The organism is Sulfitobacter sp. SK025, assembly GCF_003352105.1.
Taxonomy (GTDB): domain Bacteria; phylum Pseudomonadota; class Alphaproteobacteria; order Rhodobacterales; family Rhodobacteraceae; genus Sulfitobacter; species Sulfitobacter pontiacus.
In genome coordinates this window covers 38677-61592 of record NZ_CP025811.1, presented here as the reverse complement: position 1 = coordinate 61592, position 22916 = coordinate 38677, and the positions used below count along the sequence as shown (strand labels likewise).

The 22916-nt window shown below is 61.4% G+C and carries 22 protein-coding genes; 9 read left to right on the top strand and 13 right to left on the bottom strand.

All coding sequences use genetic code 11. The annotated features are described in order from the left end of the window. The first annotated feature begins 7 nt into the window (after positions 1-7). Together C1J04_RS17815 and C1J04_RS17810 are read left to right on the top strand one after the other, a co-directional pair. Entirely contained in the window at positions 8-1945 is a 1938-nt protein-coding gene (locus tag C1J04_RS17815) for a penicillin acylase family protein (protein ID WP_114865717.1), read from the top strand. Beyond that, on the top strand, positions 1942-2943 hold the full coding sequence (locus C1J04_RS17810; RefSeq protein ID WP_114865716.1) for a cytochrome c oxidase assembly protein: 1002 nt from the start codon (positions 1942-1944) through the stop codon (positions 2941-2943). The genes C1J04_RS17815 and C1J04_RS17810 overlap by 4 nt, the downstream gene beginning before the upstream one ends. Positions 2944-3162: 219 nt before the next feature. Here the strand turns inward: C1J04_RS17810 and C1J04_RS17805 are convergent, their stop codons facing one another. The 3 genes from C1J04_RS17805 to C1J04_RS17795 all read right to left on the bottom strand — a co-directional run bounded on the left by C1J04_RS17805 (position 3163) and on the right by C1J04_RS17795 (position 6533). After that, entirely contained in the window at positions 3163-3639 is a 477-nt protein-coding gene (locus C1J04_RS17805; protein WP_114865764.1) for a L,D-transpeptidase family protein, read from the bottom strand. 217 nt (positions 3640-3856) lie between these two features. Next, on the bottom strand, positions 3857-4144 hold the full coding sequence (locus C1J04_RS17800; RefSeq protein ID WP_037941812.1) for a TFIIB-type zinc ribbon-containing protein: 288 nt from the start codon (positions 4142-4144) through the stop codon (positions 3857-3859). 34 nt (positions 4145-4178) lie between these two features. Beyond that, positions 4179-6533 (bottom strand): heavy metal translocating P-type ATPase, encoded by a 2355-nt coding sequence (locus tag C1J04_RS17795; protein WP_114865715.1) that lies wholly within the window; start codon positions 6531-6533, stop codon positions 4179-4181. Positions 6534-6715: 182 nt separating this feature from the next. On the opposite strand from C1J04_RS17795, the gene C1J04_RS17790 reads away from it, so the two are divergent. Then, complete coding sequence (locus tag C1J04_RS17790; protein WP_114865714.1) at positions 6716-7000, top strand: hypothetical protein; 285 nt, start codon at positions 6716-6718, stop codon at positions 6998-7000. A gap of 25 nt (positions 7001-7025) precedes the next feature. Here C1J04_RS17790 and C1J04_RS17785 read toward each other — a convergent pair whose 3' ends face one another. The 4 genes from C1J04_RS17785 to C1J04_RS17770 form a co-directional block, all read right to left on the bottom strand. After that, on the bottom strand, positions 7026-7691 hold the full coding sequence (locus C1J04_RS17785) for a L,D-transpeptidase (protein ID WP_114865713.1): 666 nt from the start codon (positions 7689-7691) through the stop codon (positions 7026-7028). 328 nt (positions 7692-8019) lie between these two features. Then, the gene (locus C1J04_RS17780; protein WP_114865712.1) at positions 8020-8643 is read right to left on the bottom strand and encodes a transmembrane anchor protein; all 624 of its coding nucleotides are present in this window, start codon (positions 8641-8643) and stop codon (positions 8020-8022) included. A gap of 16 nt (positions 8644-8659) precedes the next feature. Then, entirely contained in the window at positions 8660-9388 is a 729-nt protein-coding gene (locus C1J04_RS17775) for a HupE/UreJ family protein (protein WP_114865711.1), read from the bottom strand. A gap of 58 nt (positions 9389-9446) precedes the next feature. Further along, the gene (locus tag C1J04_RS17770) at positions 9447-9752 is read right to left on the bottom strand and encodes a hypothetical protein (protein WP_254693897.1); all 306 of its coding nucleotides are present in this window, start codon (positions 9750-9752) and stop codon (positions 9447-9449) included. 143 nt (positions 9753-9895) lie between these two features. Between C1J04_RS17770 and C1J04_RS17765 the strand changes: the two genes are divergently transcribed. The 6 genes from C1J04_RS17765 to C1J04_RS17740 all read left to right on the top strand — a co-directional run bounded on the left by C1J04_RS17765 (position 9896) and on the right by C1J04_RS17740 (position 13799). Next, a complete protein-coding gene (locus C1J04_RS17765) occupies positions 9896-10156 on the top strand; it encodes a metal-sensing transcriptional repressor (RefSeq protein WP_114865709.1) in 261 nt (86 codons plus the stop codon). Positions 10157-10164: 8 nt separating this feature from the next. After that, entirely contained in the window at positions 10165-11484 is a 1320-nt protein-coding gene (locus C1J04_RS17760) for an MFS transporter (protein WP_114865708.1), read from the top strand. A gap of 254 nt (positions 11485-11738) precedes the next feature. Then, positions 11739-11990 (top strand): PepSY domain-containing protein, encoded by a 252-nt coding sequence (locus C1J04_RS17755; RefSeq protein ID WP_114865707.1) that lies wholly within the window; start codon positions 11739-11741, stop codon positions 11988-11990. A 7-nt stretch (positions 11991-11997) separates the two neighbouring features. Further along, positions 11998-12582, top strand: coding sequence for a cytochrome b/b6 domain-containing protein (locus tag C1J04_RS17750; protein ID WP_114865706.1), 585 nt, complete (start codon positions 11998-12000; stop codon positions 12580-12582). Further along, positions 12579-13103, top strand: coding sequence for a helix-turn-helix transcriptional regulator (locus C1J04_RS17745; RefSeq protein ID WP_114865705.1), 525 nt, complete (start codon positions 12579-12581; stop codon positions 13101-13103). Before C1J04_RS17750 ends, C1J04_RS17745 begins: the two co-directional genes overlap by 4 nt. Positions 13104-13112: 9 nt before the next feature. Continuing rightward, complete coding sequence (locus C1J04_RS17740) at positions 13113-13799, top strand: VIT1/CCC1 transporter family protein (RefSeq protein WP_114865704.1); 687 nt, start codon at positions 13113-13115, stop codon at positions 13797-13799. A 56-nt stretch (positions 13800-13855) separates the two neighbouring features. On the opposite strand, the gene C1J04_RS17735 is transcribed toward C1J04_RS17740, so the two are convergent. The 6 genes from C1J04_RS17735 to C1J04_RS17705 all read right to left on the bottom strand — a co-directional run bounded on the left by C1J04_RS17735 (position 13856) and on the right by C1J04_RS17705 (position 22545). Next, a complete protein-coding gene (locus C1J04_RS17735) occupies positions 13856-15079 on the bottom strand; it encodes an IS256 family transposase (protein ID WP_114865703.1) in 1224 nt (407 codons plus the stop codon). Between the two features lie 323 nt (positions 15080-15402). Beyond that, entirely contained in the window at positions 15403-17385 is a 1983-nt protein-coding gene (locus C1J04_RS17730; protein WP_114865702.1) for a type IV secretory system conjugative DNA transfer family protein, read from the bottom strand. Positions 17386-17393: 8 nt separating this feature from the next. Further along, on the bottom strand, positions 17394-19727 hold the full coding sequence (locus C1J04_RS17725; RefSeq protein ID WP_114865701.1) for a relaxase/mobilization nuclease domain-containing protein: 2334 nt from the start codon (positions 19725-19727) through the stop codon (positions 17394-17396). Continuing rightward, positions 19714-20307 (bottom strand): helix-turn-helix domain-containing protein, encoded by a 594-nt coding sequence (locus C1J04_RS17720; RefSeq protein ID WP_114865700.1) that lies wholly within the window; start codon positions 20305-20307, stop codon positions 19714-19716. Before C1J04_RS17720 ends, C1J04_RS17725 begins: the two co-directional genes overlap by 14 nt. A gap of 562 nt (positions 20308-20869) precedes the next feature. Next, positions 20870-21076, bottom strand: coding sequence for a hypothetical protein (locus C1J04_RS17715; protein ID WP_007120662.1), 207 nt, complete (start codon positions 21074-21076; stop codon positions 20870-20872). Positions 21077-21615: 539 nt separating this feature from the next. Beyond that, positions 21616-22545: a DUF2493 domain-containing protein gene (locus C1J04_RS17705; protein WP_114865698.1), complete on the bottom strand. Its 930-nt coding sequence runs from the start codon at positions 22543-22545 to the stop codon at positions 21616-21618. Positions 22546-22916: the final 371 nt, after the last annotated feature.

Here is a 22916-nt window from a genome sequence, read left to right as displayed (position 1 = left end):
CACCGACATGAGACGGCTTTTCAACATATTGCTGTACGGGTTTCTGGCAATCTGCATCACGGTATCGGTTGGTTCCGGGTTGGTCTATTTTCTGCTGAGCGCATCCGTTCCCGACTACGACGAGGACTTCACGGTCGCAGGCTTAGGCGGACCGGTCGACATTCTGCGAGATTCTTCGGCAGTCCCGCACATCTCCGCAACTTCCGCTGCAGATGTCTACTTCGCGATCGGCTTCGTTCACGCCCAAGACAGGCTCGGTCAACTGTTAAGGGCAAGGCGAAAAGCGGAAGCTTCGTGGCCATCCGATGAGACATTGTCCGTTGCGCCAGCGGTCTCAGACGCGCTCGCGTCCTATGCCGCGGGCGTCAATGCGTGGCTCGAGCTTGTGTCAGAAGGCGGGCGTGGCAGAGGCTCTCCGGAGCTGCTGATCGCAGACGAACGGTCGATCGCGGCCTGGACACCCGGCGATAGCCTGAGGATTGCCCGGTCTTTCCTGAATGGCCTGCGACCGGGAAGCGCACGGGAAGGAATGCCGAGTATATCAGGTGCCATTATACCGGCGGATCGCCTGAGAGTGCCCGAACTGTTTGCGACTGATCCGGAGCAGCGCCTTGATGCATGGGCGATGGACGGCGACCGAACAGCGACCGGAACGCCAATTCTAGCCGCCGATACCAGCGGTTCCCTGCCGCTTCCCTCGGAATGGTATCTCGCAGATCTTCAATTTTCGACAGGGCCGGCCATAGGGGCCACAATGCCGGGCGTACCTTTCGTTATTGTCGGTCGCAATACGCGCGTCGCCTGGGCCTTCCGGTCATTTCCCGTGCCAGACGAGGAGGCACCAAGGGGGCCGTCACCCGTGCAGGCGGCAGGTTTCCTGACGATGCTGGAGCTGTTCGCGCGTTCGGCCGACGCGACCGATGCCATCGGAGTTGCCGCAGACATGTTGCCGAAGGGCATGGAGGCATTGGCCATTGACCGAGAGACCGTTGCCCGATGGCCAAGAGCGGAGGCCGTTCGGGCGTCGTCTTTTCGCGACATTCGACTGGCGGAGCTTGAAGCGCGGCAATCGATCTTCTCGACGGAAGGCGCCATCGGTGTTCAAAGGGACACCGTAAGTTCCGTGGCGCGAACCCTCCTGCCCCTGATGGCGAAAGAGCTTTGGTTTGTGCAGTCCAGAGACAGCACCGAAGGCACCGATGCGGACAGCCTTCGTCGTGAGCTACTGGACAGGCTTGCGTCGTGGAATGGCGAAATGGATCGCTATTCACCGGAACCTCTGCTGTTCTGGACCTGGGTCCGGGCTTTGCAGCAGCGCATTTTGAAGGACGAGTTTCCGACAGCGGAGCAACTCTGGACCCGTCCGAACTCGAACTTTCTTTTTGCGGTACTCAGCGATCGTCGCGGTAGCGCGATCTGGTGTGACATCCGCCTATCCTCACCTCGCGAGACATGCGAGGAGCAGGTTCGCGTGGCCCTGGATGATGCCCTTGGCTGGCTGGTCGATCGATATGGGCGCGATCCCTCGACGTGGACCTGGGGGGAAGAGCATAGATTGGACATGCAGTGGTCGCCGATCAGTTCGCGTCGGTTGCTGACCAACCTGCTGTCCCTTCAAGCGCCGATTTCAGGCGATCCGTTTACGCAATTCTTAACATCATTTGGTGTCGTAGAAGACCGTCCATTCCTTGTGAGTGCCGGAAGCAATTTTCAGGCGGTCATGTCGATATCGGAAGCAGCGGGATCATACTACATCTCGCCCGCCGGACAGTCGGGACATCCGCTATCTCGATTCTACGACAATCTCTTTCCCTCGTGGATACAAGGCGAATACCTCGCCATGTCGACCGATCTGTCACTGGCCCGTGGCGGCGCTTCCGGGATCTCGCGGCTCACACCAGCTACCTCCGACAACCCTCGGATGAGCGAGGGCCAGAGCGAATGATCACGAACTTCTTATTCCTATACGACCCTTTCGGCTATGTGCTGTCACCGGTGTCGCTCATTGTTGTCGGTCTTACAGCATGGCTGTTTTTGCGTGGGCTCAAGATACACGCTCGCTGTCTCGGAAGGGTTTCTGGTTGGCGTCGAACCGCCTTCTTTGCCGGCCTCGCGGCCGTCCTCGTCGCGACGAATGGGCCGCTCGCGCCATTGGGGCACAGTCTGTTTTCGGTACATCAGGTCGAGCATCTTCTTCTGCGACTGGTAGGACCGCTTCTTATCGCGGTTTCTCAGCCCTGGCTTGGCCTTCAAGCTGGATTGAAAAGGGAATGGCGCCGACGCCTTGCCGCGATTGGGCGTGCGCGCATCCCGCGATTCTTGGCGCTTCCTGCATCTGCCACCTCCTTGTTGATTGGTGCGCTTTTCGTCTGGCAGATCCCGATGATTTACGCCCTTACACAACGTATTGCGGCGATGGAAGCGCTGGCACATCTGTCTATGGTGCTGGCTGGGCTTTGGTACTTTGCTTTGCTGTTCGATCTGCGCGATCCACCTGAAGGAGCGCGGCGCGGTGCTCGGCTGATGTCAGGGTTCGTGGTGATCGTTTCCAACATCTTTCTAGGCTCCCTGACAACGCTCAAGGATGTGCCCCTCTATGGATCAGAAATCATCGCAGCGAGCGATGGTCGACTTCGCGCCCTGGCTGACGAGACAATCGGTGGCTACGTAATCTGGGTCCCGTCATCGATGGTTCTCATCGTGGCAATCATTCTGGTGCTGAACGGCTGGAACGCGGCGGAGGAACGGCGCTGGACGTCCCGCTACGACCTGATGCGCCAATCGAATGCGGCGGCGCTCGAGTTTCCGGAAACCGCGGAGGAACTGCGTCTGAAAGTAGAGAAGCCGAACCGGGACATGGGCCGTACGCTCGCCCTTGGCGCATCCTCCATGTTCATGGTTGTCATGATTACCGTCGTGACCATCGTCTATGCCCTCGGATAGATTGAATTCGACATGAGACCAGACGTATTCTTCTCCGCTAGGGCCCGCCTGTTTCGCCACTGCCACGGCTGGACACATATTGTAGTGTCCTTACGCGTACCGGGTGCTTGCGCTGGCCCACGGCGGCGAGCGTCACTTTGGCCGTGATCGCCATCGAAGCGATCAACGTGGCCCTGTGCCGACGATTTGCCTGATCTGACGGAAGATCATCTCCTCCCATCAGGCGTAGATGTCGATCGGTGTTCCGTCCTTCACCATTGCATAGATTTCCTCGATCTGCCGATCTGTGACCGCGATGCAGCCAGCTGTCCAGTCGCGGACGTCCGTTGGGTCGATGCCCGGGCGTGGACCACCATGGATGAAAATGTCGCCGCCGGGGGAAAGGCCCTGCGCTTCGGCAAAGGCGATGTCGGCCTCGTTCGGATAAGAGATACCAACTGAAAGATGATACGTACTTTCAGGGTTGCGCTTATCTACTATGTAGGTGCCCTCCGGGGTCCGGCCGTCTCCCTCGAATTGCTTGTGACCCTCAGGAGCGAAACCCAGCCCGACCGGATAGGTTTGCAATACGCGATCGGCTCCGTCCAGAACAAGCAAACGCTGCCCCTTGTAAAGCCGAACACGGGTCACCTCGGGTCCGCCATAGCTGCGGAACTTGCTGGCACAGCCAGACAAAAACGCTGCCAACCCGCCCAGCAGGACGGCGCGGCGGGGAAATCGGATGGTTTCACTGCTCGATGCCTCTTTCGTGAGGGCTGATATGGACACTACATTACCTTGCAAATGCTGCGTGATCAATGTCCGTGGGCAAGCGCGGCCTTTGCCATCGCTGGACCAACCTGCTCACCGGTGAATGCCTTGCGGGCCTACCGCAGCGCCTTGAGGGCGACCGGCAGGGAGGCCACGGCAGGCCTTAATCGAACAACTCGTGAAGCCAGGATTTGCGGCGATAGCCGTGCTTGCCGTCGCCGCCGCCGTGTTTTCCGCGCCGGTAGCCGCGATCATCGTTGTAGCCGCGCGGCTCAGGCACCCGCTGAGGCGCCACATCGGGTGCCGAACGCTCGATGATCTTGTCCAGTTCGCCTCGGTCGAGCCAGACACCCCGGCAATCGGGACAAAAGTCGATCTCGATCCCCTGGCGTTCTGTCATACTCAAGGGCACCTCGCAAACCGGACACATCATCCTGCCCTTCACGCTCATGTCCCGTCTCGGCTCCTTTCCGCGTTCTCCCAGTTCAATGACCATGTGCCAGCGCCCCTTTGGCCAAGCCTTCGCCAACCTGTTCACCGCCGGACGGCGGCGCCTTGGCCTCTTGGCTGTTAAGCAGGCGCAGGGCGTTGGCCACCACCAGCAATGACACTCCTACGTCGGCTGCAATAGCGCCCCACATCGATGCCAGTCCGAACGCGGTAGCGACAACGAAAACGCCCTTGGTCGACAAGGAAATACCGATGTTCTGATGGATAATCGACATTGTCCGGCGCGAATGACCGATCAGCCAAGGCACCTTGCCGAGGTCGTCGGTCATCAGGGCAATATCCGCCGTCTCGATTGCCGCGTCCGAACCAACAGCACCCATCGCGATGGCGTAATGCGCGCGCGCCATGGCGGGGGCGTCGTTCACCCCGTCGCCGATCATGGCCACCATGTCATGCGTTTCGACCAGTTCTTCGATGGCTGTCACCTTGTCTTCGGGCAGAAGCTCGGCACGGACCTCGTCGATGCCGACCTCGGCTGCAACAGCGTGCGCTGTCCGCTCGTTGTCGCCCGTCAGCATGACGATGATCTTCACGCCCTGCGCGTGGAGCTGTGCCACTATGCCCTTGGCGTCGGGGCGGATACGGTCGCGCAATTCCAGGATGCCCGTCACACCGGTTTCATCGCCGATGGCGACAAGAGTGCTGCCGGCGCCTTCGATGCGGTCGCGCAAATCCTTCGGAATGGCGTCGCCGAAACCCTTCTCCTCGGCAAACCGGTCCGACCCTAGCCATATCGACCGGCCGTCTGTGCGTCCTTCAAGTCCCCTGCCCGGAACGGTTCGGGTATCTTCCGCGGCGGACACCTTGATGCCGTCGGCTTCTGCCCGCGCGAGAATGGCGCGCGCCAAGGGATGCGAGGAACGTGCCTCCAGCCCAGCGGCGAGGGTCATCAGATCTTGTGCCGATGCTTTACCGAGCGGATGCACCGCCGCCACCTCGGGCTCGCCCATGGTGATCGTGCCGGTCTTGTCCATGGCCAGTGCAGTGGTTTTGCCCGGTGCCTCAACATATGCACCGCCCTTGATCAGCACCCCGGCCCGCGCTGAGGCGGTGAGTGCGGCGACGATGGAGACCGGTGTCGAGATGACCAGAGCGCATGGGCAAGCGATCACCAGCAGCACGAGTGCATTGTAGAACCAATAATCCCAGGCCCCACCGAAAATGAGCGGCGGCAGCAGGGCAATTGCGATGGCGAGAGCCATGACGATAGGCGTGTAGATGCGGGCGAACTTCGCCACCCACTGCTCCACCGGCGCGCGGCGGGCATGGGCGTCACCGACCATGCGGATGATCTTGGCCAACACGGTATCCGAGGCGGCCTTCGTGGCGCGCACCGTCAGTGTGCCTTCGCCGTTGATCGTACCGGCATAGACTTCGTCGCCCCGTTCCTTTGGGACCAGCGCACTCTCTCCGGTGATTGGCGCCTGATCGACGGCCCCTGCCCCATCGACAACCTCACCATCCAATGGGATGCGGTCTCCGCCGCGCACGACGAAACGTGCGTTGATAGCAACCGCAGAAGCCGGAACGTCCGCTTCTGAGCCGTTATCATTAAGAACTCTTGCCGTCGGCGGCGCCAGGTCGAGCAGAGCTGAAACCGCATTCCTCGCACGCCCGACGCTCCAGCTTTCGAGGAAAAGCGAGAGCGAGAAGAAGAACGCGACCGTCGCCGCCTCGAAAAATTCGCCGAGGCCAATTGCACCCGCGACTGCGACGACCATCAGCAGGTTCATGTCGGGCGACAGCCGCCGTGCGGACGACCATGCCTTGGGTGCCACGAGCCAGACACCGAACAGGATCGCAACCGCGAATAGCCCTGCCTCGACCAGTGGCATCGGCGCTTCGCCGTGCCCTGCGAAGAGGCCGAGTGCCCCCCCCATGCCGGTCTCGATGATGTGCCACAGAAATCCCGCGGCCCAGAAGCCGCCACTGAGCGCCGTAAACAGCCGCTGGCGTGCAATATGGGCCGCCTGGTCCACCGACGCGTTTTCGGCATCCCAGGGCTTGGCGGTCATGCCGGTGCTTGCGACCAGTTCTGCAATTTCGCCGTCCGATACACTCTTGGCGCTGTCGAGAATGGTCATCCGTCCATTGATCACGTCGAACGCGAGATGCTCGGCCCCGCCGATCTTCGGGCCGACCACCTTGTTCAGGATCGCGACCTCCTCGGCGCAATCGAGGCCGGACACCTGAAAACTGCGCCCGCCCGCTGGCGCGGGCGTCGCCGGAACGATGTCGCCGCACGTTCCGGCGCTCCCGCAGCAGCTGCCGCCGCTTGTCTGGGCATCTTCGGCGTGATCGTGGTCGTGACGATGGGTGTCGGACGGCATGAATGGACCTCTGGATTCGGGTGCTTTACCATGACATAGCCCCTACAGTGGCTAGAGCTTCAAGAGCAAAATACGGTGGTATTTCAGATTGTTTTATTGCTAGAGGATGCGATGACCGGCTCTATCATGCCTCGAGGCATGAAGAGCCGCTGGAGAGAAAAACAGACACGAAAGGAAGCTTGATGCGGATTTTGATGCTGAAGCAAAAAATAATGGTTGCAGTGGCGCTGCCGCTTACGGCCGGGTGCGCAATCCAGCCGCCTGGACCGGGCGACGCGGCAGACCAGCGGGACAGCGTTCCCGAAGCCGTGATTGCAATGGCTGCCCCGGATCAGGATGTTGCAACTGCGCGCTTGGTACCGGAAGACGGGTGCTACTGGTACAAACACAGCGGCCCCGTAGAAACAACCTTGCTGCCGCTGCGCACGGCGAACGGCAATCGTATCTGCACCCCTCGCGAAACTTAATTGCGTTTGCCGTCCGCTGCTTGGCTTAGCTGCGGGCAGTGACGCTGTCCTCCGCCGAGTAAAGATAGGCCGTAGAGCCGGTCTCGACGTTCGGGTAAAGATCATTGATATGAGCCATGACCATCCGTACGCAGCCCGAACTTGCGCGGCCACCGATACTCCGTGGGCTCGGAGTGCCATGGATGCGCAAAAGGGTATCGCGATCCCCGACGTAGAGATACAGCGCCCTCGATCCAAGCGCGTTTTCCGGTCCCGGTTCCATGCCATCGGCAATGTCAGCATAAAGTTCGGGGTCGCGATTGATCATGCTCTGTGTCGGTTGCCAGTGCGGCCACCTGACCTTGCGCTTGATGGTATAGACACCCGGCTCGTAGAGGTTCCCCCTCGCGATCGCCACGCCGTAGCGCATCGCGGTTCCACCCTCTTCAATGTGGTAGAGATATCGCGCGACCGCATCGACATGAATATCTCCCGGCACGAGCCCGGCCTTCGCGACTACGCGTTGCGGTAGGAACCGCGGGTGCAATCCCCATGGGTTGGAAGTCTCGGCAACATAATTCTGAGGCGTCACCTGTGCGTCCCACGCAGCCTTCTGCGCCTCAGTGGGCCAAGTGTCGGCAAAAGCCACGCCGGGAACGGTCGCAGAAAATAGCGCCGTTGTTGTTTGAATGAAGTGTCGTCTTGTCAGCATGTCGTACCCTTTCGGTTCTCACCGGCGATTGATGGCAAGAACGGCATATGTTCTCCTTGAAAACATAGGACTTCTAGTGGCTAGAGGTTCAAGGGCAAATTTTCGTTAACAAGTCGGCAGTCCTTTCGGGCCGAGAGTGCCTGCTACGGTTGCACTTTGTATCAACTGACAAGCTACTCTCGTTGGGCCAGATCTGGTCTGCGCAACAACGCGCTTCTGTTTCGAGAACTCACAAACTTCATCGCTGTGATGTGCGCAGAACTGGCCGCCCGCCTGAATGAGTAGGGGCCACCAACTCCACGCGATTCGGCAGTGGTAGCCCCTGAGTTCAACTGGCGTCTTTGAATTCGGCATATTCACCGCGAACCTGAACGGTCACGGTGGCGAGCTCGCTGTCGCGGTTGCGCCAGAACCAGCCGTGTTCGCCGTCGAAGGCGGCGACGATCTCGCCTTCGTCGCCGGTGGAGCCGCGGCCTTTCTCATAGGTGATCGAGTTGCCGCCGCCGTGGCCATGCATGTCGAAGTTCACGCGACCGCCTTCAACGAGCATCCGATATTCCACCGTCTGGCCTTCTTCCATCACCAGCTTCCATTCGGCACTGTCACCAGGTGCTAGAGTGAAGGTTATCTCGTCGCGCCAGACTTCGGCCTCTTGTGCGTGTGCCGCGCCGACGAAGAGCCCGAAAATATCGTTCATCAGGCTCGATTGTTCCTCTGCTTCAAGCTCCATCAGCCTGTCGGCCTCGGCCTCTTCCGCGAGCTGGGTCTTGATCTCGCCCATCTCCGCCAGACCGAGGACTCCACCGATCCCGGTCGGGTCGATGTTGTATTCAGCAGGCAACACGACGGTCACGAGGATCGCGACGGCGCTGGCGGCCGCGATGGCGGTGGAACGGATCAGCTGCGCGGAGCTTGGCAATTCTTCGAGGCTCGGTTTTTCTGCGTTGAACATTTTGGTCTCCAATTTCTCAGGTGGCTACGAAATAGCCGGTGATTTGCAAGCCCATCAGGATGAACCCCATGGACATCATGACGACGTTGGCGGTGTAGGCTTGGCGGAAGAAGTTCGGGGACTTCCGCCAGAAGCCCATGACGATGAGGATCACGGCAAGCGCCATGATCTGGCCAAGCTCGACTCCGACGTTGAACGCCAGAAGATTAGCCAGCAGACCGTCCGAAGCGATCTCGTAGTCGAGAATCTTGGTGGCGAGGCCGGTGCCGTGAAAGAAGCCGAAAATCAGCGTCGCGGCCTTGGTATTGGGTTGGAACCCGAACCAGCGTTGGTAGGCGCCGAGATTGTCGAGCGCCTTGTAGACGACTGAAAGGCCGATGATGGCGTCGATAATATAGGCATTTATGCCCCATCCGAACCAGACGCCCGCCAGCATCGTGGTCGAATGCCCGAGGGCGAAGAGGCTCACATAGATGCCCACGTCCTTCATCCTGTAGAGGAAGAAGACGACGCCAAGCAGGAACAGGATGTGGTCGTAACCCGTCACCATGTGTTTGGCACCGAGATACATGAAGGGAATGATGTTTACCCCCCAGATTTCCTGGATGTAGCCCGCGTCACCTTCGGTGACGTTATGGGCAAGCGCGTGGCCCGCAGTCAGAACGAGCGCTGACAGCGTAATGAAGGACAGGATCACGATCCGGCGTATGCCGGGATCGGTCCAGCCCCGGTGGACTGTAGTCATGGATTGAACTCCGCGTATGTGCTGATGATCGAATGGAACACGCCGATGGCGCGGTTGATCAGACGCGCGGAGGTCGTTCGATCTGGTTTATCCTTAACGTGTTCGACGTGGCCGAACTCAGCCGCCATGCGGTTCTGTAGATATCGAGCGGCTGCGGCGACAGATCGGGCCCAGGCACGACCGCCTGACTGTGATCGTGATCTATACTGTCGTGGCTGTGCCCGTGCATGGCCCAGGCCAGGTCTTCTTCCAGACCGTGCGAATGCCCGTGCTCGGCGATCATCTCCGCGTGCTCCTGAAGCACGTCGAGGATCGCGGGTGCATGCGAGGTTGTTGGCGTTACCGACCAGAGGAGCACGGCCATGCAGAGAAGCGTCGCGAACGCGGCCTTTCCGATTGTCCGTAAGGTTGCCATCAACTCTGCCTGCCTGCCTGCCCGCTCGTCGCTCGCGTGGTGCGTCGCGGAACCATCTTGTTCTATCCCCCAGGGGAGGATAAGCCTTTCATATGACAGATTCCCCGGTTCATGCAAGTCATCCCGCCCTCGTCGCCCGGCTGAAACGTGCTGACGGCCACCTGCGCGCCGTGATCGAGATGATCGAGGCAGGCAAGCCCTGCCTCGAAATCGCCCAACAGATGCAGGCGGTCGAAAAGGCTATTACGAACGCGAAGCGGGCGCTGATCCATGACCATATGGATCATTGCCTGAACGTCGAAGGTTCCGAAACAGATCGCGCCGAACTGCGGACGATCGCCCGCTATCTCTGAGGCACGCCATGCTCGATATCCTTTCCGACCGCACCTACCGTCATCTGTTTCTGGCGCAGGTCGTTGCGCTTCTGGGAACCGGACTCGCAACGGTCGCGCTCGGTCTGCTGGCCTTCGATCTTGCAGACGACGGGGCCGCGCTGGTCCTCGGCACGGTCTTCACGATCAAGATGGTGGCCTATGTGGGCATCGCACCCATTGCCGGGGCGTTCGCGGACCGTGTGCCGCGCCGCGCGCTGCTGGTGACGCTTGATCTGGTGCGTGCCGGTGTCGCGCTGGCATTGTCCTTCGTGACCGAGGTCTGGCAGGTCTATGTGCTGATCTTCCTGCTGCAATCGGCCTCCGCCGCTTTCACGCCAACATTTCAGGCGACGATCCCGGACGTTCTGCCCGAAGAGGCGCGCTACACCCGCGCGTTGTCGCTGTCACGGCTGGCCTACGATCTGGAAAACATCGTCAGCCCGACCCTAGCCGCGCTTCTGTTGGCAGTGATGTCTTACAACGCGCTGTTCATCGGCACAGTGGTCGGTTTTACCGCCTCGGCACTCCTGGTCGTCTCGGTACTGCTGCCGAGCCCCCGTCCATCCGTGCCGCGCGGCGTCTATGACCGCACCACGCGCGGCATCCGCATCTATCTTGCCACGCCCCGTCTTCGCGGGCTTCTGGCCCTGAACCTCGCGGGGGCGGCGGCAGGCGCGATGGTGCTGGTCAATACCGTCGTTCTGGTGCGCGGAGAGCTCGGCCTGTCCGAGAGTGCACTGGCCTGGACGATGTTCGCCTTCGGCGCGGGTTCCATGACGGCCGCGCTGGTCCTCCCGCGTCTTCTGGATGCGTTGCCGGACCGGCCTGTGATGTTCGGCGGCGCGCTGCTGATGGTAGCGACACTTCTGGGGCTGGGAGTGACAGTTCTGGTAGCCGGAATCGGCTGGACGATCCTACTGGCAGCCTGGTTGCTGATGGGACTTGGGTATTCCGCCGTCCTCACCCCTTCGGGCCGGTTGCTGCGCCGTTCCGCCCATGCCGGAGATCGCCCGGCACTCTTCGCGGCGCAATTCGCGCTGTCGCACGCCTGCTGGCTGGTGACCTATCCGTTGTCGGGTTGGCTGCTGACGGTCTACGGCGTCATTCCCGCGCTGGCCGGACTGGCCCTCCTCGCTGGCATTGGAATGCTTGTTGCATTGAAGCTCTGGCCCGCAAACGATCCTGTCGAGGTCCAGCACACCCACGACAACCTGCCGCTTGATCACCCCCATCTGCAAGGGCATCGCAGGCACAGCCACGCCTTGATAATCGACGAGAGCCATCCCCGCTGGGCCACGCATTTCTGAGACGGCAATGCAAGCTACGTCCGCAGCGTGGCATCGGGAAAAGAGGGCTCGAAGCAGACCTAGGATGAGGGGGAAAACTGCCAAGACCCAACCGTTTCTGCCACTGGCAGATAGAACCGTTCTGGCTGGACCCCATACGCTAGCGCTTATCCAGGGCGTTATAAGCTCACCGCGACTATTCGCCGTCAACCTTTGACTGCATCTGGATGACATCGTTGCGAATTCGTCGCGATGCAACCTGAAAGGATAAATCAATGCGTAAATTTCTGATTGCCACCGCCATGGTCGTCGCCCTCCCGGCCTTTGCAGCCGAAGTAACCCAGGACGCCCAGCTCGGCACAACGATGGATGAGGTCAAGGCCAGCCTTGTGGAGATGGGCTATGAGGTTCGCAAGGTGAAGATGGAAGACGGTGAGATCGAGGCCTATGCCGTAATGGGTGACAAACTCAGCGAAGTGTTTGTCGATCCTGCGACCGGTCAGGTTACGAAAATTGTGGCGAAGTGATTTCGTCATGCTGAAGGAACATGATCTCGGCAGCGGGCGCGAAAGCGCCCGCAACGTCAAAACGGTTCAGGTCTGGGACCCTCTGATCCGTCTGATTCATTGGGGCGTCGTCCTGATGGTTCTGATCAATGCGGCCATCGTTGCAAAAGACAGCACAATCCACCTGTGGGCTGGCTATACGATGCTGGTGCTTGTGGGGGTCAGATTGTTTTGGGGCATTATCGGAACGCGTCCTGCGCGGTTCTCGGCCTTCCCGCCTAATCCGTTCCGTGCGCTGAACTACCTGCGAAACATGCGCAGGGGAGACAAAACCGTACACCTGTCTCATAACCCGCTCGGAGCCTTGATGGTCTATAATATCTGGACGACGCTGCTGGTGATCGGAACGACCGGCTATATGATGGGCACTTCAAAATTCTTCGGTATCACATGGGTGGAGAGGGTCCACGAGCTGGCCTATGAGTGGTTACTGGTCTCAATCGCGGCACATATTCTCGGCGTCATCTTCGACACATGGCACTCGGGTGTTCCGCTGGTGCAGGCAATGATACACGGTCGCAAGCGCATCCCCAATGATAGACCGGTCGAATGAAAAACAGTTTGCAATTATCCAAAAAAGATAAACGGCGGGCGTTGACGCTCGCCGTCATCATTTTGTTGCAGGCACTCTGTGCAGCCTTTTTCTTTAGCGATGTCATCGCTGATTTCAAAGCGGACAAATACCTCAACGAGGTCCATTTCTACATGGAAGCGGGCGCAACACTCGTTTTGATTGTCGGCGTTGTTTTTCTTATGATCGAACTGCGAGGAGTCATGAGCCGTATGGAGCAACTGGATCGCGGCTTGCGTGGCGCACGCGGCGAGATGGCGGAGATTATAGATGCGTTCTTTGAAGATTGGCATCTGACGCCATCGGAAAAGGATGTGGGACTGCTCATTCTCAAGGGTTTCGACAACGAAACAATTGCTGAGTTTCGCGGAACCGCGGTCGGAACCATCAGGGCGCAATCGGCGCGCATCTATTCAAAAGCGGGCGTCGAGAGCCGCGCACAGTTGTTCAGCGTATTTTTGGAAGAACTTCTGGCCAGTGATGGCCATCAGAATGATGATTGAGGTGGAACTGTGAGAGGTCAACACAAAGAAAGCCACAACGTTTCGCGTATCGGCTGGCTGCGTGCCGCGGTTCTGGGTGCGAATGACGGCATCGTTTCGACCGCCAGCCTTATCGTCGGCGTTGCGGCCGCCGCAGGCAGCGCGTCGGAAGTCCTCTTGGCCGGAACGGCCGGACTGGTCGCCGGGGCAATGTCGATGGCTGCGGGTGAGTACGTATCTGTCAGTTCGCAGGCGGACACGGAACAGGCCGATCTTGCCCGTGAACGTCGCGAGCTGACAGATCAACCCGATGGCGAACTGCGCGAACTGGCCGCGACATTTACCGCACGGGGCGTCAGCGATGATGTGGCGGCCGAGGTCTCCCGGCAACTGACCGCGCACGATCCCCTCGCCGCCCACGCACGTGAGGAACTGGGGATCACGGAACTGGCTACGGCGCGCCCCTTGCTCGCCGCGTTCACCTCGGCGTTGACCTTCGCGCTCGGCGCATTTCCGCCACTGCTCATCGTGCTTTTTGCCCCCTCCGGACAGATAGGCACTTATGTTTATATCGCGACCATTTTCTTTCTGGCCCTGCTTGGCGCGATGGCGGGCGGTGCCGGGCTTTTGCGCGGCGCAGTCAGGGTCACGTTCTGGGGCGGTGCCGCGATGGCAGCCACGGCGATGGTGGGCAGGCTGTTCAGGGTCGCAGTTTGATCTTCGTCCGGCGTCCGCCCCGAGACTGTGCAGAATTTTGTGCGTGACGCGTTTTCTTACGCCATCGGGAAGCGGTCTTCGAACATGATGGCAAGCTGAGATCTGACAGCGTGCCATTCGCGGACCGAACGCTTCCACTCGGTCGATGTAGCATTGAGCGCCAGATAGATCAATTTCGCCGCAGCGCCGTCGCTTGGGAAATGACCTCGGGTTCTGACGGCACGGCGAATTTTCGAGTTCAAGGCCTCAATGGAATTCGTGGTGTAGATCAGCCTGCGGACCTCGGGCGGGTAATCGAGGAACGGGATGACCTCGTTCCAGGCCCGGAGCCAGCTCGGCGCGATCGCCGGATACTGCCTTGCCAGATCGCTGTCCTCGAACTCAGCCAGAGCCAGTTCTGCCGCCTCGACGTCCACGGCCGTGTAGATCGCCTTGAGGGCGGCGGCGACGGCATTGCGGTCCTTGTCGCTGGCGAAGTTCATGGAATGACGCAGCAGATGGACGATGCAGGTCTGGATCCGAGTCTGGGGGAATGCGGCCTCGATGGCCTGGGGAAAGCCCTTCAGCCCGTCCACGACGGCGATGAGGATGTCCTGGACGCCCCTGTTGCGCAGGTCGCTGAGCACTTTGGCCCAGAACTTCGCGCCCTCATTGGCCTGAAACCACAGGCCCAGAACGTCCCGCGTGCCATCCGGCAGCACCGCGAGGGCTACGAAGACCGCCTTGTTCGAGACCGCCCCGTCGCTGCGGATATTGACCCGGATCGCGTCCATGAAGACGATCGGATAGCACGGCTCCAGCGGGCGGTTCTGCCAGGCGGTGACCTCCTCCATGACCGCGTCGGTGATCGCGGAAATCAGGCTGGGCGAGGCCTCGACGCCGTAGATTTCCTCGATATGCCCCTGGATCTCTCGGGTCGTCATTCCCCGGGCATACATGCTGACAATCTTGCGGTCGAATTCAGGAAAGCGCCGCTGATACTTCGCGATCAGCATCGGATCGAAGGTGCCGTTCCGGTCGCGGGGAATGTCCAGAACCACCTTGCCGCTGTCCATGGTCACGGTCTTCTGGCTGCTGCCATTGCGCCGATTGGGCGGCTGGTTCTGGCCCTCAGGCGCATCATCTGCGCGCTCTTCATCGAGATGGACATCCATCTCTGTGCTCAGCGCGCGTTCCGCCAGCGCCTTGGTCAGCTCCGCCAGGATGCCGCTCTTGCCAAACAGGTCACCGGGTGAACGCCCTTCCATCAGACGGTCCAGCAAGTCTTTGTCGATGCTCATACGTGGGTCTCCTCTGTGAGCAGTTACCACGTCAGCGCACAAAATTCAGGATAGTCCCCCAAGGTCCGGCAGCGTGAACCAGACTGAGGGTCCGCTCCCGCCGATTCTGTGGAAAAACTCCTTTCTGCAACTGCGAATTTAGGAAATGTAGGAAGCCGCTCCCCGACGAGCTGATTGCGCCACGTGACGCCGCCGAAAACTGAGCGATTCAGAATTTTGTTCTGCGAAATTTGCGGCCGGCGCGCTGTATAAGAGTTATTCAACGGAATTCGCCCTGCCCGACAGACTTACCATCCTCGCCACCCTATCGAGCAACCAGCTTTTTACTCCCACCCCTCCCGCAACATCGCTTCCATATCATCCAATCCATCGACAGCAGAGCGCATCTGCGCCTCATCATCCACGCCCACTGACTCGGCAACCGCAATCTGGCTCCCAAAATCCATCTCCATCTGACGCTGTTCCTCGGTGATGACGGCTTGAACGACAGGCGCGGTCTTCTTTGGAGCGGCGTCGGCTTGGCCTGACGGTTGACCATCGCCAGCCTGGCTTGCCCTCTCCACATCGGCTTCTGTTCCCCCTGGCCCATCCAACGGCGGCGTCATCGGCATGGCGCGCACACTCAGCGGCAGCGTGCCCTGCGGTCCCCTGTCCCCCGGCTTCGGAAACGGCAACTCGCCTGATTGCGCCGCGTGGATCGCCTTGAACAGCCGATCGTCAAAGTATTGGATCCGCTTCGCGCGGACCGGCATCTGGGCATCGATGACCATGACGATCTCGTCGAGCGGTAGGCGGCGCGCCTCATCCTCGGGCAGGAGAGAGCTTTCTTCGGTCCGGGTGGACTGGCTACGGCCTTCGAAGGGGTTCTTGCCGATGGACTGGGATCGCGTGATGACGGTCTTCGTGGTCTTGCCGACAGCCTTGCTGAGCTCCTCGACGGTTTTTTCATCGGACGGCGTCAGGTAGAGCTTCACGCCCGCATTCCCCTGCAAGGCGCGGCGGGTGTTTTCGCCATAGATTTCATCGAGGGCGGGGATGGTTTGGGTGACCACGGCCAAATGGCCGCGATAGGTCCGCAGGGTCTCGATGCTCTCGACCACGATGGGCATCTTGCCGAGGCGATTGAACTCGTCGAGCATGATCATCACGGGCCAGGGTTCATCTGGCCCGGGATCCTTCTCCTGCATGGCGGAGAGCAGGTCGGAGAAAAACAGCCGGATCAGCGGCGCGAGCGGCTTCACCATCAGCGGCTGGACCACGAGATAAACCGAGAAGGGCTTTTTGCGGATGGTCCGGAAATCAAAGTCCGACACCGCCGTCGCCTCATCGATGGCCGGGTTCTGCCATTGGTCGAGCCCCGAGGTCATCAGGAGCGAAACATAAGAGGTCAGCGTATCGTTGTTGGTCGAGGCCAGCCGCGTGAAGATCAGCTTGGCGGCCCGGTCGTCCACCTCGTGACCGCGGGCGAAGTATTCCTTCTGCTTGTTCCCGCCCGAGGCCGCGATGCGATAGATCTCGCCCAAGGTCGGGCGCTTGCGCTGGAAGGCCAGAAGCCCTGCCGCCACGAAGAGATCGATCCCGCCTTTGAGGAGGCCCTGCACCCGGTCGTTGTCGCTTTGCAAGAAGAGCGTCGCCAAGAGCTGCAATTCCATCTGCTGGCGCGCGCGGTCTTTCAACTCGGAAATGCGCAGGAGCGGGTTGTAGCGATGTGTGCGCTTGCCCTCCCAATCGGTGGGGGCAAAGCGATAGACCTTGTCGCCCTGGGCTGCGCGGTGCCGGGCCGTGGCCTCGAAACACTCGCCCTTCACATCGAGCGTCACGGCGGAGCCCTGCCAGGTCAGCAGGTTCGGAATAACAAAACCCGTGGTCTTGCCACGGCCCGTGGGCGCCACGATCAGCGCATGCGGGAAGACCTTGGAGCAGATGTAATTGGCGCGGGAGCCCGGCATCCCCAGCTTGCCGAGGATGAACCCGGTGCCCGGTGCCCCGAAGAACCCATTGGCCTTCATCTCGCGCGCAGTCTGCCAATGGGTCTGGCCAAAGCGTGTCAGGGCGGATCCCGAGAGAGCGAGGCTCAGCAAGAGGCCGGCGGTGGCGAAGCTACCGATAATCAGGTGTATAAGTTGCGCGTCCTCCGGGCGGCGATCGAGGATCGCCATGTAGTTCTGCGCGATATAGGCAAAGTCGATCTCGGCCCCGAAGCCGAGATCCTGGTAGGTCAGCACCGCCGAGGCAATGGTATAGCCCATGGCCCCGGTCACAAGCGTCACCAGCAGGACGCCCGTGGCGATCCGCGCCTTTCCCATGGGCGCGCTCAATGGACCTGTCCCCGCTCGGTCTCGCCATCCACATCGCCAGTGCGGTGTTTTTCATATTCGGTGTCGGCGAGATCATCGACCACCTGGCGCAAGGCCTCCGTGTTGGCCGTCGCTGCATCGGATTGCAGATAGACCTTGGCGACATAGAGCCGGTCGAGGCGGTCCTCGAGAACCTTGTCCAGCGCATCGGCATCGCCGGATGTGAGCCGGTCGCGTTGGCGAACGTCCAGCACCCGCGCGATCTCGCCACGGAAGGCGTCCCGCTCCGCCTCGGTCTCGAAGGGCGCGGACAACTCCCCCGCCCGCTCATGCTCCAGAACACGCGTAATCTCGTCTGCAAGGCGGTCGGCACGGTCAGACTGCGGCGCAGTTTCATCGCGGGTCGCGAGGATGTCGTCGCGCGTGCCAGATCCAAGCCCCTCGCGCAACTCGTTTTCGCGGCGGACCTGGTTGATGGCCTCTGTGTCGCGTATCTCGACGACGGCGGCATAGGTCGCGCCGAGCCCGCGGGAGAGGTGGGACGGCATATCCGGAAAGCGCGCGCGCAAGTCATCTGCGACAGCATCCGCAACGGGCGTGCGGAGGTCACGTCCCTCCATGATCCGGTCTACCTCGCGGATGATCTCGCTGGCGCGGGCCGCATCGGTAATGATCTCCCTGTAAGGCTCAGACCGGTCAATCACATCGCCGGGACGTGCGAGCAGCTCCGGGTGTGCCTCGAGATACGCGCGCTGCTCCGTCTCGATCCGACGCTCAGCCCGCGAGACCACCTCCCAGTCCAGGTCCTCGATCTGCTGCGCGGTCAGGCCGTCTGCGCGCATCTCCTGACGGATTGTCCCTTCCATCGCCCGGACCGCGTCCCGGTGATAATGGAACCGCTCGCTGATCGGTTCCGCTTCCATGACACCATCCCGGCGCAGCACGTTTTCCCGTTCCAAGAGCGTGCCAAGTTCGACATGCACATCGTTGAGAATATCGCGCGCCTGTTCCAGATCGGCGCGGCGTTCAAGGTTCAGATCGCGCGCCTCGGCCACCTTGGAGAGATCATCTGCGATCCATTGATGCTCCAGCGCGGCGCTCGAGGCCCCCGTCTCGATCCGGGCCACCACTTCCGATGTGCTGATCCCAGTGGCGTGTAGTGCCGCGTCAATGCGCGATCTCAGGTCGGGCTCGGTCAGTCGCTCGCGCTGGCTGGCGTCAATATTGGCCTCGGAATAGATCCCGCCCTCCGAGGGGGTCTCTGACAGCGTGGATGATCGCAAACCGAGAGGCTGCATGTGCTGGACCTGCGTCTGGATCTCGATGAGGCATTTTTCCAGCACGGGACGTTCCGCGTCAGACTTCTCGGCGATCATGCCCTGCACCCGCGCGAGCTTTTCTGCATAGAGGCTTCTCAGATCCTCGAAGCTTTGGTCCTCGGCCATATACACATCTCCTGTTCGGTCCACCTGCCCGCCATGCGCCAGCACCTCGCCCGCGCGGAAGAGGGCTGCGGCAATATCCTCGCGGGCCTCGCGCGAAGCCTCCGCGGCAAGCGAATGGTAGACGGTTCTGGTGTTGGCGATCTCCGCCAGCGTCCGGGTCAGGTCCTGCCCCACGCGTTCGCGCTCGCGGGGTGCGCGCCCCTCTTCCTTCGCGGCATAAACTTCGCTGGTGCGGGCTGGGTAATGCACGACGCCGCGATCCACCCGCCGTGTGGCTTCCAGGCGCACACCGTACTTCTCGGCCTCCTCGACCATGGCAAGGCGGAAATCGTCATAGTTGAAGCGGTGATTGCGGCCGAGGAAGAAGAACTCGCCTTCCTGCGAGCGGCGGTTCAGCACCAGATGCGCATGGGGGTGATCGCGGTCCTCATGCACCGCAATGATGTAATCGAAATGCCCCTCATCGGTCTGGAAGAACCGCTCGGCCACGTCCGTCGCGATGTCGCGCACATCCTCCCCACGCGTGCCCACGGGGAAGGACATGAGCATGTGGGTGGTCTGTCCGAGCTTGGGCTTGAAGCCCGCATCCCACCGCTTGGCAAAGCGCTCGGTCAGGTCCTTGATGTCACCCGCCTCGAGCTTCGCCTTGCCATCCAGGAACCCGCTACTGTCCACGAGATGGGTAGACTTGGTGGTGAGGTAATCGAGCTGGTTTGCGAGCTGCGATTTGGTATGCGTACCCCCGCCTCTGATCGCCTTGAAGACCGCAGGCCGGTGGCCTGCTGCCGCGCGGGTAAGCTGGGTCTGCTTGGCCACGTGCAGACCTTGCATCGAGCCCCGAACGCGGCTCCAGCCATCCCGAAAGACCTCGCCCGTGACGGCATGGACGGCATCATTCAGCCGCATGCGCAAACTCCCTCAGCGCGGCCGTGGCCTGCAGCTGCATTGCGTCCCGACGGCGGCGCAGAAGCAGATCGATCTCGTCAGCAGAATCCAGGATGAACCGCGCCAACCCGCGCATCTGGGCAAGGCGCAATTCGGTGAACTCGGCACGCGTGCCCCCCACGGCCGCCTGCCCCCGCCGGTTGGCCTGCGTCATCTGTTTGGCGATCTGCGCGACCCCATTGCCGACCTCGTGCAGTGAAGCGCGGTAGCGCGCCATCTCTGCTGCCATCTGCGCGTCCGGAACGAACACCCCGCCTGCCGCCTGAATGAGCCGCCGCAGCCCCTCGGCACGGCTCTCGATCCCGGCCTCGGCCAGCACCGCGTCGAGCGCCGCCAGCTCCGCAGCCGTCACCTTCACACTGACCGCTGAGACCGGAATTGCGACATCCGTCTGGCGTTCAGCATCGGCTTTCAAAACGTAGCGCACGGCGCGCGATGTAACACCGAACCGCGCAGCCAGCTCGGACGTCGACACACCCTCCGCGGCCGCGCGGACGATCTGCATCTTCTTGATCTCTGTCAGGCGTTTTGTTCGGGACATGCGGAAGAAAGACCCCCTATTTCCTGCCACCTTCCACCAAGGCTGCCTCCACCTTACGATACTATACGAAGCTGTCAATTATATACTTACGTCGCGTTCAGTCTCAGGCAGCCTTGGTGTCCGCTTCCCCCGCGGCCCGTAGGGACGCGGGCCTGTCCCCTCGCCATCAAGAACCCCACCTGTGCAATGGGTCCCCTTCCCCAGCTCCGCCCGAGGGTCTGGCCGAACACGCATGTGTTCGGACGGAAACGCGGGCGGGCGCAAACCCTACCGACAGGGCGGACAGGCAGGGTCAAGGAGAGCCAGATTTGGGTCCCCAAATCTCTGCCGCAAAAACCGGGAGGCCCTGGCCGATAGGTTTTTGTGGATGGCCCCCTTGAGGCTGACTGGCCGGTCTGTCGCGGCCTGATCATTCCGGGCGGCGATAGTCCTTTGAGCGCGAGGATACCGACACCAAGAGGAAGTCGCTGTGGGCGTTCACACGCGCCGGTGACGGCATCCCTGGAACAGGGATCGGGCCACCCCAAGACCGTCCTGGGGCGGCCCATCCTCTTGAGAGGATTCAGTCCTGGGGATCCTTTGCGCTCGGCGGGAACATCACCAGCTCCGAGACCGCGACCGGGAAGTCGAGCTTGAGGCTGAAGAACTCCGAGCCATCCCCGTTGCGGGTGTTGCGGAACATCGCACCCACGCGCTGAAAACGGGTGCGCTCCTGGCCATCGGTATCGGTGAACTTGACGGGGACGGTGGCGACGTAGTGGTTGGTCATTAGGGTTACTCCTTGTTGCGATGGGGATCTGCCAGCACGGGGGCAAGAGGCCCGGTCGCAAACGCAAATGCGGAGGGTCCGCGGCTCCGCCGTGGAAGCCGTATTTATGCTTGCCGGAGCGCAAGCGCAGGGCACGATTGGGCCGACCCCGTGCGATCCACATCTATGAGCAAAAAGGAGTGATCCGGATGACCCTTGCCATCACGCAGCCGCCACCATCCGCGTCCGCGTCCCGCCAAGCCTGGCCGGGGTGCTGACGGAGCCCGCCCGCGTGGATGCGATGTTCCGAAACACCACCCGAGGGATACGCAAGTCTTCAGCCTCAAGTGCGACGTCTCGATCCCTCGCGTCTTGCCCCGCTAACGATGTGCGTGAGGTGCGCACCATCCGCATCCCATACCGATGCGGATGGGCCGCACTCTGACGGACTGGGTAGAGGGATGGCAGTGCCGGCCGCCGCAGACTGCCGATCACGCATGACCGATCGCACGCGCCATGAGACATGACGAAAGGGCCGCGCGAAGCGCGACCCCCTCTCTTCACTCCTGCGACGCCGTCTTCGCCGGGTCAGCAACCCGCATGACCGTCAGGCCTTTCGCTTCCGCCTTCTGCCCGAGGTTCAGCGCGACCCCGTTGCCGCCGAAGAGCACAACCCCCGTCGCCGCGAACTTGTCGTCTAGCATCTCGTCGTTGCACTTGAACGGTGCCGCACGCCCATGCGCGGACCAGCGCGGATCGAAGCGCGCTTGCGCGACCCCGCGTGCTCGGGCCCACCGGGCCGCAATCATCTCCGCCCCGTGCTTGCCACCCTTGTGGCAGAGGAAGATCTCCTGATTGCGGTTCTGCTTGATCCGTTCGCGAACCTTGTCGAGCGTGTTGAAGATGACGTCGATATCGCTCCAGTCGGTGGCGCCCGAGACGATCAGGGGCACCCCCTCGACTTTCGACTTCGCGGCGGTTTCGCGGTCGTGCTGATCGAGGAGCTGCCGGGCCTCGAAGACCGCCCCGGTCTCTTGCGCCCGGACGCTCGCCCGCGACCCGGCTGCCGGGATGAAGGCGTGACCCGTCTCGACCTCGTAGCATTCCGCTGCGGCCTCGCTCATCACCTCGATCGCGCCGACGATCTCGCGCAGCTGCAGAAAGCGCGCCTGCGCCTCTTCGAGTGCGGTCTCGGCGATCTCCGACCCGTCGTGGGATTTTGCCAGCGCGCCGATCTTGTCCGCAGTACGGTCGACCTCCTTGCCGAGCGCCACCTTGCGGCGCTGCAGGATCGTGGCGAGCCCATGCGCCAGCGGTTCGATTTCCGCTTCAAGCCCGGTCCCGCGCAACTGCCCGAGCAAAGCCTCGAAGCTCTCGCGGATGATGTGGTCGGTCAGGACGTGATCCTCCGGGATCGGCAGGTGGGCGTCCTTCTCGGTCAGTCCAAAAAGCTCGATGGTCTCGTAGGTGTTCGCGGTGTCATAAGCCATGTCTGGTCTCCAGTGTTCGGTTCCAAGGCCACCACGTGAGTGTGGGGGCATGGCCGAATGCCTGGTTTCCGAATCTGCCCGGGTCAGGGACGGCGCAGCCGCCGGCTTGCCGGGCGCAAAAGTTTTCCGCGTGCAGCACCGGACACATGCGCGCCCTCACGCATGGGATCGCCCCGCGCCACAGGCCCCGCCCTCGCCGAAAAGTTATGCGATCCTTGACGCGGGCTGATTTGGGGGCCATCCGGAGGATATGCTTCCGCACTCATGTGTGTGTGTTTTGACGGCAGGTTTGCCCGACCCGAGCAGGCAAACGGCCCGACCGGACGCGGAAGACGGATGAAGCGGCGGGAGCGTTTTGCTCCGCAAAACAG